Consider the following 14,085-nt stretch of genomic DNA (forward strand, 5'->3'; position numbering starts at 1 on the left):
GCGCGATTGAGCTAGCACTGGCTAAGCATCAATCGTTGCTCATGATACCCAAGATCGACAATAGGCTAACAAATAGGTTGTAGATGGAAACGTAGAGCGTGACCGTAGCGAGAATGTAGTTAGTCTCGCCAGCACGGTGAATAATTTCACTGGTTTGATACAGAATCGCTGCTGAAGCGAACAGCACAAAGCCAGCTGATACCATCAGCGAAAGCGCCGGAATGTTAAAGAACAACCCAGCCACCATGGCCAGAATCAACACGATGGCACCAGCCATCAGGAAGTTGCCTAAGAAGCTAAAGTCTTTCTTAGTGGTTAGCGCGACCGCTGACAGGCCAACGAACGTTAAACCGGTCATAGCCAGCGCATTCATGATCAATGCACCGCCATTCGGCAGGGTTAAGTAGGCTGACAAAATAGGCCCTAACGTAAAGCCCATAAAGCCTGTAAATGCGAACGTTGCCAATAAACCAGCTGCAGAGTTTGCGGTTTTATGGACAAGAAACATCAGTCCGTAAGCACCAATAAAGAACACAAAGATGTTCATTTGCTGGATGCCCAGAGCGACAGCCGCACCAGCAGTGACGGCTGAGAACAGCAGAGTCATTGCAAGTAGCGCGTAGGTGTTACGCAACACCTTGTTCGTACTAACACTATCGGAAACGCCGCCCGACTGAGGACGTACCGTACGTGAGTCGTTGTAAGCCATGTTTTCATGCTCCCTAATGGTATTTCCAACAACGGACAAGAATGCCGTTACTGAGTTCCAGACGCAAGCCCTTGTCTTCCACGCAAATAGTTATTCAACGTTGAATCAGCTTAGCAAGCATTGTCTATGCTTGCTTAACACACCCGTTGGACACTGCCAAAATGCAAAAGATTCTATTGCCTATCGCCACTTTAGCACTATTTTCCCAGGCTGCTCCCCTCCTTGCGTACTCACCAGCAGGCGAAGATATTGATTACAGTGTGAATGATGAAGCCTTCGAAGGCTATTTTGTATCGGCAAGCGAAGCTGCCCAAGCAACCGTTCTGATTGTTCATGACTGGGATGGGCTGGATGATTATGAGCGCCAGCGCGCTGATATGTTGGCCGATGAAGGCTACGACGTATTTGCCGTTGACCTCTATGGCGCGGGGAACCGCCCTCAGGAAGTGGAAGACAAACAGGCCGCGACCCGTAGCCTTTATGAAGATAGAGAGCGCATGCGCACCCTGACATTGGGTGGGCTAGCACAAGCCCGAGAGCAAGGAGCCGCCGAAAAAACCATTATTATGGGGTACTGCTTTGGTGGTGCCGTGGCGTTGGAGATTGCCCGTTCCGGTGAAGCAAGCGATATCGCAGCCTATAGCAGTTTTCATGGTGGTCTAACAACGCCAGAGGGACAGGCCTATTCAGCGGATACAGCGCCAATCTTTATTGCTCACGGCGGTGCCGACAGTTCAGTGAGCTTAGATGACGTTGCTACCTTGGCGGATGAGTTGGAAACCGCTGGTATTGACTACGAGGTAGGTATTTATTCCGGCGCGCCACACGCCTTTAGCGTGTTTGGCAGCGACGCTTACCATGAAAGAGCCGACCAGCGCTCATGGGCGACATTTACTGATTGGCTAGAAGAGGTGCTATAGCGGTCACTGTGGAGGCTACATAAACGACACCTAGCAATATCATGCACCGCTAGGTGTCCATTCATCATTCAATATGGCAAAAGTTAACCGCTATTTAACTCTGAATTTCCTCTTCGTCATCTTTTTCATCTTTATGCGCAGTGACCGTCGTTACTGCCGTTTGACGAGCATCTTGAGGAGAACTGTAGAGACGTGTATCAACCAAATGCAGCACCGCCAATTGCGCGAATAAAACCGCAAAGCAGACGATCAAACCTTTCAACATGACGGTATTTCCTTAGGGGACTAATAAACGCATAGTAGCCGAAAGCGCGCTTAATACCATCTATATTATTAGGTACGAAATTGCGTTAACGGAGCGGCTCATAGCGGTGGTGCTACTTCTTGACAGATACTTTGCGGAGATCCTCCACCGAAACCCCTTCGGGCAAATCAGACTCCTCCGCAGGCAGCCAGACAGGCGAGAGATCGCTGTCTTCTCGACCATCATCAAACTGATGGCCTGGAATTCGATAAACTACTTGGCTGTGGTGGTGATCCCACGCAAATACACGGTCCATATGCTTTTTTCCTAAAAAACGAATACAACGTTAGGACATTCACTTGCACCATGATGTTCCTTCGTTGATAACGACATAGTGGCCTTTATGACGCCAACCAAATTTCACCGATGAAATAGGAGAGATAAGCCGTGAGGTTTACAGCAGTCGTTTTATCCACTGGAATCGCCAGCCTTTACTTGGCAGCTTGTTCTCAGCAAGTCGATACAAACAACATTGAAGTACAGAACATACCTAACAGCGAGCCTTCTCAATATGGCTTATCCGCCCTATCTGAGGAGGATATGCGCAACACTACACTGCAAGGAGAGCTTGGCTGCTCCTTCACAGCTAGCAACGAAGACGTACTGTTGATTGCGAAGGGATATGTCGGCTCGTCTGAGCCCAGCGAGGGAGTTATTAAATTAGACAGAGAGCTTCTCCAAATCAAATCCCCTGGTGGCTTTGATGGTATGGTGCGCGGAACCACATTTGAGGGAGAAGACTACACTGTCCTGGTCACAGTAACGGGAGATGCAACCGTCAATGGCGAGTCCCCGCCCTATCCAGGAGAGTTAACATTAAAGGGTGCTGATCAATCGGTTATCATAGGCCAATGGGTTTGTGGCCCATGAAACTACTCTGCCCGGCAGAAAGACTGACAGGCAGTTAATCCACACATCAGTTATTTATAATGTTAAATATGAATATTTATAACTTTCCAACAAGGAATTATTAATGAAAACGCTTATTACCCTTTGCCTGGTCACTTTTATTCTGGCTGGCTGCAGCTCAGGTCCTACCTCCTCCAGAACCGCCGATTGCCGCAAAGTTGCTGAGCGTTCAGGCGATACAATGGCTTATGGCGACTGCATGCGCGGAACACAGATTAATAAATCTGGTTTTTGATGACGCTTAATATTCAACGTTTCTCAATGCAGTTTTTAGCAACTAACTGAAAGCACCATGATGGAGACCGCTTGAAAGAGCCTCACAAAGATAATGAGCCACAAAGCGCGTTGCGCGCCAGGCTCAAGAAAAGCTTGCAAGAGCATAAAGCCTCGGCGCTGCGCCGGAGAGTCGGTGCCCGGGCGACCCGCCAACAGTTCTTGGAAGCAACTCGCAATGTGGGTGTCATTGTGGTAGCAACCTGCTTCACTGCGGGTTGGGTAGTCACCAACCCCAGCCTAAACACCGATAATGTATGGCTAGGCGTGGGGCTGGGTATACTCTTGATCTTTGTGGGGTCATTCGGCTATGGTTATGTGGAGCGGGACAAAACCTCAGATGAGGAAGATAAGCCATGAACGAATTTATTCTTGCCGGAATGCTGCTTAGTCTTGCAGTTGTATCAGGCGGCATGGTGTGGAGCCAGCACCGCGAGCATCACGGTAAAAAATCGCTAAGTGATAGCGCATTTTCCTGGATCGCCAAGCGCTTCGCTTGATAATTTTCGTCAACAAATTTGAAAGGGTCGCTTCATAGCGGCCTTTTTGTTTATTTGACCAACAGCAAGAATAAACGCCCTCTTCATCATTGATAGTCGCCTGCCCGATGAAGGCCTGAGCCGAGCACTGTAAACTCTGGCGCATCATCCCTCTAAGAGACCACTATGCCTGTTATCCAGCGACTACTCCGCGTCCTGAAAGCCTCTACGCTGCAAATCTCTTGGACATTCCTTTTGCTTGTTGTACTTGGACACATGGGAACTACCTGGGCGTTTTTTTCGTGGGCTGGAGAGGCCATGGCCGATTCCCTTACCGACTGGCTGTATTTTTATGTCGTGGTCGCTAGCACAGTGGGCTTCGGTGATTTTAGCCCCGAAACAGCATTCGGTAAGTGGATAGCCACTCTCTATCTCATTCCGGGCGGTATTTCGTTATTTGCTGCACTGATCGGTAAAGCCACCGTTACACTTTCAATTTTTTGGAGACTGCAGATGCAAGGGAAAGGAGATTTTAGCCATCTATCCGGCCATACTCTGGTTATCGGCTGGCACGGGGAGACCACAGAACGCATTTTGGACATCCTCAAAGCAGATAAAAGCCTGCCAGATGAAATAGTACTTTGCGTTACTAAAGAGATGAGCAACCCTCGTCCAGCCGATTTAAAATTTATTAAAGGGGAAAGCTTCTCCAACGCAGAACTACTCAAACGTGCGGGTGTTAAGAGCGCCAGCCGCATCATCATTTACGACACGAGTGATGACCGTGTAGCCACTGTCGCACTAAGCGCCTATAGCCTTAAAGGAGAAAATGCCCACCTTGTCGCGCACTGCGCTAACCCAGATACCGCGGCAATGTTGCGGCGCACTTTACCGGGTATAGAATGCACCCAAGCACTAGCACTGGAAATGCTTGTGCGCTCAGCCTCTGATGCGGGAATTTCAAGGGTTGTCAACGAATTACTCGCGGTAGATCGAGGTGCAACGCAGTATCAAACTACGTTAAGCCATCCACCCAGTGGTGCCACTTTTGGTGATCTTTTTGTGCAAGCAAAAAATGTCTGTAACGTTACCGTTCTAGGACTCGCCGATGACAGCACAAAGGTTAGTGGCAATATGCTCAACCCGACTAACGATAGGCCACTAAAGGATGGTGACATCGTGTATTACATGGCGAATACTCGTCTTTCACAACAGCAGATGGAAGAACTGCTCAACGACGCTCGCTGAACCAGAAGCACAGCTAATTCAACGGAGACTTTCTATCTGATGCTTACTTCAGTCGCACCTGCATCATGCTCAGCAGCGTCTCTCCCCTTTCTCGGCCTCCTGCTCCAGACCTACTAGCGATGGCCTAGTGCCTAGTATTCATTCGCAGACATTCAGGGATACTGATGATAGATCTGAAACTAAAAAAGCCCCTGACGAATCAGGGACTTTAGTATCGAGGTGGCGGAGGGACAGGGATTCGAACCCTGGATAGGCTATTAACCTATGCCGGTTTTCAAGACCGGTGCATTCAACCGCTCTGCCATCCCTCCGGCTTACGGGTGCATATACTATCAGCTTTTCCTTGGAAGTCAACGCCTTTTAGTACAACCGGAGACCGACCCGGGTAATTTTTCCACCTTCCATATCGCTAACCACCCAGTGAATGCCGTGCCAGTCTACATCATCGCCAACAACCGGGTGGCCACCCACGCGCAGGGCAATGAACTCAGCCAGGGTCATGTTTTGTTCACCGGGACTAAGCGTTAAGCCATACGCCTGAGCGATGTCCTGCATTTGCGCACTGCCATCCAACGTGAAGGTGCCGAAGAAGGCACGCTCCTGCTTGAGCTTGGCGTCGCCGTTAAACAACCTGTTTAAGGCATACAAATCTTCAGATCGGCCGATAACACAAATGACATCGCCTAATTTTAGGCGTGTACTGCCTTTGGGATGAAGCATGTTGTGGTCACGGAAAAGTGCTGAAATCAGTGCGCCTGAAGGGAAGCGTAGCAGGCGAATGGGGACATCCTCCAAATCCTGGTTCTCTACTCCGTACACAAATAGCTCAAAATCATTTTCTGGCAGGATACCCAACGGCCCGCGTCGGTTGGGCACGGTGCCAACCGGCACTTCTACCCTCAACCACTTGGCCATCAGCGTTAGCGAGCCACCCTGAATCAGCAGCGACATCAACACCACGGCAAAGGCGATGTTAAAATAGAGCGAGGCATTTTCGACCCCGCCAATTACCGGGAAGATAGCCAGTACAATCGGTACGGCGCCTCTTAAGCCCACCCAGGCAATGAAGAAGGTTTCCCTCCAGCGAAATTTAAAAAACGGCTTGATGGTGATTAGTACGGCCAGCGGACGGGCGATAAATATTAACGCCAGTGCCACCAACCCCGCAGGCAGTGCGACATCCCAAAGCTCACTGGGCGTCACTAACAGACCGAGTACCAGGAACAAGCCGATTTGGCTTAGCCATGCCAGACCATCATGCACAGGAAGGATAAAGTTGAGGTGGCGCCCAGGCTGATTGCCAATCATCAAACCAGCGAGATAAATCGCCAGGAAACCACTGCCGCCCAGCACGCTGGTCAAACCAAATACACTGAATCCCAGTGCCAATGCCAGCATAGCGTACAGGCCTGGCGCTAAATCCAACCAGCGCAACAACTTGGCGCTTAGCCAGCCACCCCCGATCCCCACTATCAACCCGATACCAAACTGGGCGATGAAAAACAGCAGCGTTTCAGTCGGGCCACCGATATCACCCACTAACAGTTCTACCAGCATTAAAGTCAGGAAAATCGCCATCGGATCGTTGGTGCCGGACTCAATCTCCAGCGTGGCGCCTACCCGCTCGTTAAGATTAACGCCTCGGCCACTGAGCATTGAAAAAACCGCAGCAGCATCGGTGGAGCCTACAATGGCGCCGACCAGAAGGCCCTGCACAATGGATAGATCAAAGATCCACATGGCGATTAAGCCAACGATGGCGCTGGTGATAAACACACCAAAGGTCGCTAGGGAAAGCGCGGGCTTAAAACCGACCCGGAAGGTTTTGAGACGAGTACGTAAGCCACCGTCTAGCAAAATCATGGCAAGCGCGAGGTGACCTATCGCAAACGCCATAGAGTAGTCATCGAATACAACGCCCAGTACGCCCTCTTCACCGGCCAGCATGCCAAGCCCAAGAAAGATCAGCAGTAGCGGGACACCCATCATTGACGATAAGCGGCTGGCCAGAATACTGAGCGCCATCAAAGAACCGCCTACCAAAAAGAACATATAAATTGCGTCCATGACTCTCCGTCTCTACATCAATACAGCGCTATTATTACATGTAACCATTGAATTTACTGTGCCTTCTCAGCACACACTTATGTTTAAAGGGCTGGTCAGAAGCTTTCTCTGGCGGCTACACTTCGCCGTTACAACATTTGGAGTTACTGACTATGTTGCGCTGTCTAACACGTTATTGGCCCCCTATCCTGCTGACGCTACTTTTCACCTTATTATTTTTTAATTCAGCTAGTTACGCAACCGAAGAGAGTCCAGAAAACAGTGAAAGTTCTGAAAATAGTGAAAGTTCTGAAAACAATGAAAGTGCCGATAACACTGAAACCTCCGAGGCAGCAGCACCACTGATGCTGGACACTGAGGTAGAAGTACCCCATGTGTTATGGCGTCCCGTCGATAGCGAAGAGGTCAAGGAAGAAGTACCCACCATGGCGTTGACCCCGGCTCCCCCGCTTGAGCCGCCTCCACTCAAAAGCATCACGCTGATGCTGGATTGGTACTTAAGTCCTCAGCACGCAGCCTTGCTGATTGCTAAAGAGCGCGGTTTGTATGCCTTACAGGGGCTAGACGTGAATATTCAGTCCCCCGCCGATCCTTCTATTGCTATCAAGCTCCTGTCCGCAGGCGAAGTTGATTTAGCATTAACTCGACAGCCGCTGCTACATTTGCAGGCCCATAGCGGCGCGCCGATCACTCGTATTGCGACGCTGATTGAAACGTCGTTAACTGCAGTGATTGTGATGGGAGAAGAGCAAGCGGAAACCGAGAATACCCTGGCGGGATTACATTACGGTTATACCACTGGTGAGGGGCGCGAACTGAGCATTCCGCGTTTATTGCCCCGCTCGGTACAGCAAACCGATGATTTCAGCCCACCGATCAACCTGCACTTCGATCCGACAAGGGCACTACGGGAGGGTCAAATTGACGCCGTGGCGGATGGCTTTTACCACTACCTCCCCCAGCAACTGGCCACCGAAGGTATTAGCACCCACATTATTCGCTTCGCTGAGCTGGATATTCCACGCCATGATGGCCTCGTGGTATTGGCCAATAGAGATACGCTTACCCGCCGTGCCGAGACCTGGTCTCGCTTTACGCTTGCTCTCGAAGAAGCGAGCCACTGGATCATCGATAACCCTACTGCCGCTTGGGAGCTATTGATTAGCGCGTATCCGGTGCTCGAAAATGACGCTAACAGCGCCGCATGGAATGATATTCTACGCCGCATGGCGCTTAGCCCCGCGGCGCTTGATAGCCGCCGTTATAAGGCTTTTGAAACCTTTTTACTCAACGCAGGCCTTATTGAAGCGACTCTGCCAGTATCGCGCTTGGCGGTAGATCCTCATTCGATATAACGTTTACCACACTCACACTCACCCTACCCCTATGGAGTCGATAGCCGCGCATGCTCAACGTGCACAGGTGACGCTAACTCAGCTACAGGTCAATGTATGGCCCTGGCCCGGCAGCATCGCGATTGAAGAAAAGCCGACTGGCAATACCGCCCCGGCTTGACATGTTGTTCGCCAGTGGAGTTATCTCGGTAGCGCCAAAAACGCAGAAAAAGCGCAAACCATCGCGGATACGCCAGCGACCTTTGACATGGATACGAATCCTAAACCGCTTTTTGCGCAACCCCGCGTCGCATGGCCTAACCATCACACCGCTCGGGTAAAACAGCACTATTGAGCATCAACGAAGGTGATAACCGCCTGCTGAAAGGCTTCTGGCTGATCGGCGTGCAGCCAATGCCCGGCGTTTTTCAGCGTCACCACACGGGCGCGCGGCAGCACTTCCCGCAATGTGGGCAGCATGTCGTCAGCGACATAGTGAGAATCACCGCCACGCAGTACCAGCGATGGGCCATCGTAGGCGCGCTCACCGTCCGGCAGTCCAATAATATCGCTATAGCCACGCTTGATCTCGTCCAACCCTACCCGGAGCGCCATCACGTTATCGTCATTGCGCACCAGATTGGTGGCTAAGAATAGCCGTGTGGGACGAGAATCAACATGCTCACCAAGCAGCTCATCGGCTTCGCGGCGATTTTTGGGCTGCCCTTCCCGTACGTTATCGAGCGCGGCAAACACATCATCGTGGCCATGCTCATAAGCCACCGGCGCGATATCGGCCACAATCAGCGATGCCACCCGTTCAGGGGCTAAACGCGCCATACTGATCGCCACCTTGCCCCCCATAGAGTGGCCAAGCACGTGAGCGCGCTCAATCGAAAGCTTATCGAGCAGTGCGACGACGTCAGCTACCATCGTGGCGTAAGCCATGCCTTCCGCGTGAGGCGAGCGACCATGATTACGTAGATCGAGCGCGATCACCCGGCGGCTGCGCTGCCAAACTTTTAGATGCGAGCGCCAATTATCGGCACTCCCCAGCAGGCCATGGATCACCACCAGCGGCGTCGTATCCGCGCCACTATCGTCGGCGGGCATATCGATAAAATGGAGATCAACGGTGGCAGCGTCAGTCATGCTAGCTCCTAAACCTTGGCGATGAGCGAGTGGAATAACCTACTATAACGCGTTTAGGCAGTGCGTGGGGCTGCGTCCACTTGACCTGTCCAGACCACTAAGCGGCGGGTTAGCCAAGCGAGTAACAAGCCGTACAGCGGCAGGAAAAACAGCAGGCTAATGGCGAGTTTAATCGCATAGTCGACGGCGGCAATTTCTACCCAATTGGCGGCCATAAACGGGTCGGGGCTGTTATAGAACGCCGCTGAGAAAAAAGCAAAGGTATCGGCTAAGTTACCCAGCACCGTTGAGCATACCGGCGCGACCCACCAGGCCCACTGGCGCAAACGGTCAAACACCTGAACATCCAGCAACTGGCCAATCACGTAGGCTAAAAAACTGGCGAGCGCGATACGCGCGACAAACAGATTCCACTCACTGAGTGCTCCAACTCCTGCAAAACTGCCGCGGGGAAACACGACAGAGACCAAATATGACACCACCAACGCTGGCAGCATAACCCGCAAAATAATCGACCTTGCAGGACCTTTGCCAAACAGGCGTACGGTCAGGTCGGTAGCCAGGAAGATAAACGGAAAGCTAAACGCGCCCCAGGTGGTATGAAAACCGAACAGTGTAAAGGGCAGCTGAACGAGATAATTGCTGGCGGCAATAATGCCTATATGAAAAGCCACCATTACCAATAGACAACGGCGGTGCTGCGCCTCACTCAATGCAAACATGCGGATAGACCTTTTTTAGATAAGAGGGGTTAGGGAACCCTCGTTGGATGGCTAGCGGCGGCCATGATGGGAGCGGCATTATACGGCTTCTGCATGATATTAAAAGCCAGCCAATGAAAGCCGCCAAGAGGGCTGGCGGCTTATGAGCGTTCAATCAAGTGGTTTGGCTTTGTCTGCAGCGCCTACCGAATGCTCGCGCATGGCAGCGTGAACATCCGCCAGACTGGTGGGGTCATCAATAGTAGAGGGAATACCGTACTCTTTACCGTCGGCAATGGTACGCAGCAGCTTGCGTAATATCTTACCCGAGCGGGTTTTAGGCAAACGGTCGACCACTAATACCTGCTTGAAACAGGCAATCGGCCCGATATGGTCACGCACCCGCGCAATCAATTCGGCCTCCAGCGTCGCTTCATCGCCATCAAAACCATCCTTAGGAATCACCAGGCCGATCGGCAGTTGGCCTTTAAGATCGTCATGAATACCAATGACCGCGCACTCGGCCACCGCAGGATGGGCGCCCACGACCTCTTCCATTTCGCCGGTCGAAAGCCTGTGCCCTGCTACGTTAATCACGTCATCGGTGCGGCCCATAATGAATAGGTAGCCCTGCTCATCGAAATAGCCGCCATCGCCAGTTAAGTAGTAGCCGGGAAACGCGGCCATGTAGGCGCTATGAAAACGTTGCGGGTCACGCCAAACGCCGGTCAAACACCCCGGTGGCATCGGCTGTTTAATCACCACACTGCCCTGCTCCATAGGTTTGGCCTGCTCACCGTCGCGATTGAGCACCTGCACGTTGAAGCCCGGCACGGGATACGTCGATGAACCTGCTTTGGTCGGCGTTGACTCAATGCCCGGCAAGTTGGCCGCGATGGGCCAGCCGGTTTCGGTTTGCCACCAGTGATCAATAACTGGCACGTCCAGAAGGTCATCCAGCCAGTGAAACGTAGGGGGGTCGAGTCTCTCTCCCGCCACGTAAAGATGCCTGAGGCTGCTAATATCGTATTTCTGCAGCAGTTTGGCATCAGGGTCCTCTTTTTTAATCGCCCGGAAGGCGGTGGGCGCAGTGAAAAAACTCTTCACTTGGTACTCTTCGATCAAGCGCCAAAAGCTGCCCGGATCCGGAGTTTTTACCGGTTTACCTTCGTAAACGACGCTGGTGCACCCCACCAATAAAGGGGCATAAACAATATATGAGTGCCCGACGACCCAGCCCACATCCGAGGCGGTAAAAAACACCTCACCCGGCTCCATGGCGTAAATAGCCTGCATCGAATAGGCCAATGCCACTGCATAGCCGCCGGTATCGCGCATCACGCCCTTAGGCTTACCGGTAGTCCCGGAGGTATATAGAATATACAAAGGGTCGGTGCCTTTAACGGGCACGCATTCGGCAAACGGTGCTTTGGCTACCAAAGCCTCCCAATCGTGATCGCCAGTTGCCAATTCTGCCCGATACGCTTCGCGTTGATAGACCACGCAGGCAGTCGGCTTATGAGCGCTTAACGCAATGGCTTGGTCGACCATCGGTTTATAGGGCAACACCTTGCCCAATTCGATGCCGCAGGAAGCGGCCACTACCACTTTTGGCTCGGCGTCTTCAATGCGTGCGGCGAGCTCATGGGGCGCGAAGCCACCAAACACCACCGAGTGGATAGCGCCCAGCCGAGCGCAGGCATACATGGCCACCAGGGCTTCGGGAATCATGGGCATATAAATCACCACCCGATCTCCCTTGGCGACGCCTAGCTGCGACAACGCCCCCGCAAAGTAAGCTACTTTGTCACGCATTTCGCGGTAGCTAATGGCCTGCTTGGCCTGGGTAGCGGGCGAGTCCCAGAAAATAGCCGCTTGGTCAGCGCGGCCATTCTCTACATGATAATCCAGTGCTGCGTAGCTAAGGTTCATTTCTCCATCGCTAAACCAGCGCGCATGCTTCTCTCCTCCAAAACTGTCATTGGAGCTTTCATCAAAACTTTCATCAAAACAAAGGATAGTGCTAGGCGGCGTATACCAGGGAATACGTTTGGCCTGCTCTGCCCAGAACGTTTCCGGGTGTTCAATAGATTGGTGGAAGGTCTGCTGGTAGCGGCTCATGGCGTCCTCAATCTTTTTTGTACTAGCTAAATTGTAATGGCGAAATGGCAATAACGGCTCAAAGCAATTGTTGACACTGTATAAAGTTAATTGCCGTTTCACCCTGCTACTATGAGCTAAACATCGACCAAAGCGGTAGCCAGCGGCAATATATTGTCGACAGGGGACTAGCGACCTACCATTGATTAATCGTTAAACAGCAGTTTGGACAAAACTCGCTAAATTACTGATCATTAATCAACTTGCTCCTCGCGACGCGATGATGCCTCGACAACGTATAACAATACTCATAAACAATGCTTATAAAACGCTGATGAAAACAGTGTAGGCAAGGAGATCATTATGTCTGCTTCTACAAGCGCCGCAGCACGCCTGCTTGACCATAATTGTCGTGCAATTGAGGCGGGAACCAACCTTCTCAAAGCGCTGGCAAACGAAAAACGCTTACAAATTCTCTGCCTTCTTGCCGAGAAAGAGCTGTCAGTAACGCAAATTAATCAACAGCTTGCATTAAGTCAGTCGGCCCTTTCCCAACACTTGGCCATTTTGAGGCGGGACAACCTCGTCGATACGCGTCGAGAGTCTCAAACAATTTATTATTCGTTGAGCAGTGAAAGTGCCAAGGCTGTGATTGATACCTTGGCACATCACTACGCAGCGTAAGCTTTCAACCACAAATCGCTTAGCGCCGCTGCCAGCCAGCGGCGTCGATCAGGCCAAGTGCTTTCAGCGTGGCCTTTTCAACGCCTTCTGAAATTGCCAAACCTAATTTACGGCTCATGGTTTTGGGCGGTTCAAGCTTGACAGTAAACACTCGCGCTTCTGCCATGCGCTCAACCAGATAGGCTTCACTGGTGCCTACGCTGTCGACGAGCAGTTGTGACAACGCCTCACTGCCGTACCAAATCTCGCCGGTGGCGAGAGTATCAATCTCCATACTAGGGCGACGCTCTGCCACATAGCTCTTAAATAAGCGATGGGTGTTCTCTAAATCCTCTAAGAACTTGGCTTTTCCCTCTTCGGTATTCTCACCCAGCACGGTTAAGGTGCGTTTGTATTTGCCAGCAGTTAACAGCTCAACGTCAATATCATGGCGCTTGAGCAGCCGATGAATATTGGGAACTTGGGCGACCACGCCAATAGACCCTATCACCGCAAAGGGCGCGGCTTTAATATGTTGTGCGGTACAGGCCATCAGATACCCTCCGCTCGCCGCCACTTTATCGATACACACAGTGGTGGTTAGTCCTGCGTCTCGCAAGCGGTCTAACTGCGCGGCTGCCAGTCCGTAGGCGTGCACCAAGCCACCCGCGGATTCCAAGCGCACCACCACCTCATCATTTTTACTGGCAACATCGATAATCGCCGAGACCTCCTGACCAAAGTGCTCCGTTTGCGATGCTTTTAAATCACCGTGAAAATCCAATACCCAGACGCGTGGTTCTTGAGCAGCGTCATCCACAGACTTGTGAGACTTATGGCGCTTTTTATTCTCACGACGAAAGGCTTTGAGCAGCTTTTTGCGTGCACCGGGCATTGTCGCGGCTAAACGCAAACGTCGTCCCCGGCGGCGACGCTGATCATTAAGCGGTTCAATTGAGAGCTTCAAATCGCTCTCTTTGTCATTTTTTGTGCGCGTTACAAGGAGTAAGCCAATGACTATTAGTGCCATCACGATGGTGGTTTGCACCACAAACGTGGCTATTTCTGCTACCCATTCACTCATTGAAGCTCTCCATATAAAGAGTTGAATTCATCATACTGGTATTTTGGCGGCGTGTTTCTACAATGCTTGATTGAAACGATTGTATGAAATAACCTCGCTCGCCTATGCGGTTGTTTCTTTAACCGCTATCGCTAGCCTTAGT

16 protein-coding genes and 1 tRNA gene are annotated in these 14,085 nt (G+C 51.6%); 8 read left to right on the top strand and 9 right to left on the bottom strand.

Features of this window, described 5'->3' with window-relative positions; genetic code table 11:
- Positions 1–28: 28 nt before the first annotated feature.
- Positions 29–709 (bottom strand): Bax inhibitor-1/YccA family protein, encoded by a 681-nt coding sequence (locus QT230_RS16270; protein WP_308323098.1) that lies wholly within the window; start codon positions 707–709, stop codon positions 29–31.
- 161 nt (positions 710–870) lie between these two features.
- Here QT230_RS16270 and QT230_RS16275 point away from each other — a divergent pair, with 161 nt between their 5' ends.
- Entirely contained in the window at positions 871–1,629 is a 759-nt protein-coding gene (locus tag QT230_RS16275; protein ID WP_308323099.1) for a dienelactone hydrolase family protein, read from the top strand.
- 94 nt (positions 1,630–1,723) lie between these two features.
- On the opposite strand, the gene QT230_RS16280 is transcribed toward QT230_RS16275, so the two are convergent.
- Positions 1,724–1,894, bottom strand: coding sequence for a hypothetical protein (locus tag QT230_RS16280; protein ID WP_308323100.1), 171 nt, complete (start codon positions 1,892–1,894; stop codon positions 1,724–1,726).
- A gap of 112 nt (positions 1,895–2,006) precedes the next feature.
- A complete protein-coding gene (locus QT230_RS16285; protein WP_308323101.1) occupies positions 2,007–2,189 on the bottom strand; it encodes a hypothetical protein in 183 nt (60 codons plus the stop codon).
- 131 nt (positions 2,190–2,320) lie between these two features.
- Between QT230_RS16285 and QT230_RS16290 the strand changes: the two genes are divergently transcribed.
- The 5 genes from QT230_RS16290 (at position 2,321) to QT230_RS16310 (ending at position 4,842) form a co-directional block, all read left to right on the top strand.
- The gene (locus tag QT230_RS16290) at positions 2,321–2,803 is read left to right on the top strand and encodes a hypothetical protein (protein ID WP_308323102.1); all 483 of its coding nucleotides are present in this window, start codon (positions 2,321–2,323) and stop codon (positions 2,801–2,803) included.
- Positions 2,804–2,906: 103 nt separating this feature from the next.
- Complete coding sequence (locus QT230_RS16295) at positions 2,907–3,077, top strand: hypothetical protein (protein WP_308323103.1); 171 nt, start codon at positions 2,907–2,909, stop codon at positions 3,075–3,077.
- Between the two features lie 71 nt (positions 3,078–3,148).
- The gene (locus QT230_RS16300; RefSeq protein WP_308323104.1) at positions 3,149–3,475 is read left to right on the top strand and encodes a hypothetical protein; all 327 of its coding nucleotides are present in this window, start codon (positions 3,149–3,151) and stop codon (positions 3,473–3,475) included.
- Entirely contained in the window at positions 3,472–3,615 is a 144-nt protein-coding gene (locus QT230_RS16305) for a hypothetical protein (protein WP_308323105.1), read from the top strand. Before QT230_RS16300 ends, QT230_RS16305 begins: the two co-directional genes overlap by 4 nt.
- A gap of 255 nt (positions 3,616–3,870) precedes the next feature.
- Positions 3,871–4,842 (top strand): ion channel, encoded by a 972-nt coding sequence (locus tag QT230_RS16310; RefSeq protein WP_308323233.1) that lies wholly within the window; start codon positions 3,871–3,873, stop codon positions 4,840–4,842.
- 220 nt (positions 4,843–5,062) lie between these two features.
- Here the strand turns inward: QT230_RS16310 and QT230_RS16315 are convergent.
- Positions 5,063–5,153 (bottom strand) — tRNA-Ser (locus tag QT230_RS16315).
- A 49-nt stretch (positions 5,154–5,202) separates the two neighbouring features.
- Positions 5,203–6,909, bottom strand: a complete 1,707-nt coding sequence (locus QT230_RS16320; RefSeq protein WP_308323106.1) for a potassium/proton antiporter — start codon at positions 6,907–6,909, stop codon at positions 5,203–5,205.
- 152 nt (positions 6,910–7,061) lie between these two features.
- Here QT230_RS16320 and QT230_RS16325 point away from each other — a divergent pair, with 152 nt between their 5' ends.
- Positions 7,062–8,264: an ABC transporter substrate-binding protein gene (locus QT230_RS16325; RefSeq protein WP_374694477.1), complete on the top strand. Its 1,203-nt coding sequence runs from the start codon at positions 7,062–7,064 to the stop codon at positions 8,262–8,264.
- A gap of 327 nt (positions 8,265–8,591) precedes the next feature.
- Here QT230_RS16325 and QT230_RS16330 read toward each other — a convergent pair whose 3' ends face one another.
- The 3 genes from QT230_RS16330 to QT230_RS16340 form a co-directional block, all read right to left on the bottom strand.
- Positions 8,592–9,395 carry an alpha/beta fold hydrolase gene (locus tag QT230_RS16330; RefSeq protein ID WP_308323108.1) on the bottom strand — a complete coding sequence of 268 codons (804 nt, stop codon included), beginning with the start codon at positions 9,393–9,395 and terminating at the stop codon, positions 8,592–8,594.
- A gap of 53 nt (positions 9,396–9,448) precedes the next feature.
- Positions 9,449–10,117, bottom strand: a complete 669-nt coding sequence (locus QT230_RS16335; protein ID WP_308323109.1) for a 7-cyano-7-deazaguanine/7-aminomethyl-7-deazaguanine transporter — start codon at positions 10,115–10,117, stop codon at positions 9,449–9,451.
- 150 nt (positions 10,118–10,267) lie between these two features.
- Positions 10,268–12,229 (bottom strand): propionyl-CoA synthetase, encoded by a 1,962-nt coding sequence (locus QT230_RS16340; protein WP_308323234.1) that lies wholly within the window; start codon positions 12,227–12,229, stop codon positions 10,268–10,270.
- 330 nt (positions 12,230–12,559) lie between these two features.
- On the opposite strand from QT230_RS16340, the gene QT230_RS16345 reads away from it, so the two are divergent.
- Positions 12,560–12,880, top strand: a complete 321-nt coding sequence (locus tag QT230_RS16345) for a metalloregulator ArsR/SmtB family transcription factor (RefSeq protein WP_308323110.1) — start codon at positions 12,560–12,562, stop codon at positions 12,878–12,880.
- A gap of 19 nt (positions 12,881–12,899) precedes the next feature.
- On the opposite strand, the gene sohB is transcribed toward QT230_RS16345, so the two are convergent.
- Positions 12,900–13,943 carry a protease SohB gene (gene sohB / locus QT230_RS16350; protein ID WP_308323111.1) on the bottom strand — a complete coding sequence of 348 codons (1,044 nt, stop codon included), beginning with the start codon at positions 13,941–13,943 and terminating at the stop codon, positions 12,900–12,902.
- Positions 13,944–14,085: the final 142 nt, after the last annotated feature.

It is taken from the genome of Halomonas sp. SpR8, assembly GCF_031010195.1.
Classification (GTDB): domain Bacteria; phylum Pseudomonadota; class Gammaproteobacteria; order Pseudomonadales; family Halomonadaceae; genus Vreelandella.

Bases quoted from the DNA above. Each gene is read 5' to 3' on its own strand.
- QT230_RS16270 (WP_308323098.1), bottom strand. From the start codon at position 709: ATGGCTTACAACGACTCACGTACGGTACGTCCTCAGTCGGGCGGCGTT.
- QT230_RS16275 (WP_308323099.1), top strand. From the start codon at position 871: ATGCAAAAGATTCTATTGCCTATCGCCACTTTAGCACTATTTTCCCAG.
- QT230_RS16280 (WP_308323100.1), bottom strand. From the start codon at position 1,894: ATGTTGAAAGGTTTGATCGTCTGCTTTGCGGTTTTATTCGCGCAATTG.
- QT230_RS16285 (WP_308323101.1), bottom strand. From the start codon at position 2,189: ATGGACCGTGTATTTGCGTGGGATCACCACCACAGCCAAGTAGTTTAT.
- QT230_RS16295 (WP_308323103.1), top strand. From the start codon at position 2,907: ATGAAAACGCTTATTACCCTTTGCCTGGTCACTTTTATTCTGGCTGGC.
- QT230_RS16305 (WP_308323105.1), top strand. From the start codon at position 3,472: ATGAACGAATTTATTCTTGCCGGAATGCTGCTTAGTCTTGCAGTTGTA.
- QT230_RS16310 (WP_308323233.1), top strand. From the start codon at position 3,871: ATGGGAACTACCTGGGCGTTTTTTTCGTGGGCTGGAGAGGCCATGGCC.
- QT230_RS16320 (WP_308323106.1), bottom strand. From the start codon at position 6,909: ATGGACGCAATTTATATGTTCTTTTTGGTAGGCGGTTCTTTGATGGCG.
- QT230_RS16325 (WP_374694477.1), top strand. From the start codon at position 7,062: ATGTTGCGCTGTCTAACACGTTATTGGCCCCCTATCCTGCTGACGCTA.
- QT230_RS16330 (WP_308323108.1), bottom strand. From the start codon at position 9,395: ATGACTGACGCTGCCACCGTTGATCTCCATTTTATCGATATGCCCGCC.
- QT230_RS16335 (WP_308323109.1), bottom strand. From the start codon at position 10,117: ATGTTTGCATTGAGTGAGGCGCAGCACCGCCGTTGTCTATTGGTAATG.
- QT230_RS16345 (WP_308323110.1), top strand. From the start codon at position 12,560: ATGTCTGCTTCTACAAGCGCCGCAGCACGCCTGCTTGACCATAATTGT.
- sohB (WP_308323111.1), bottom strand. From the start codon at position 13,943: ATGAGTGAATGGGTAGCAGAAATAGCCACGTTTGTGGTGCAAACCACC.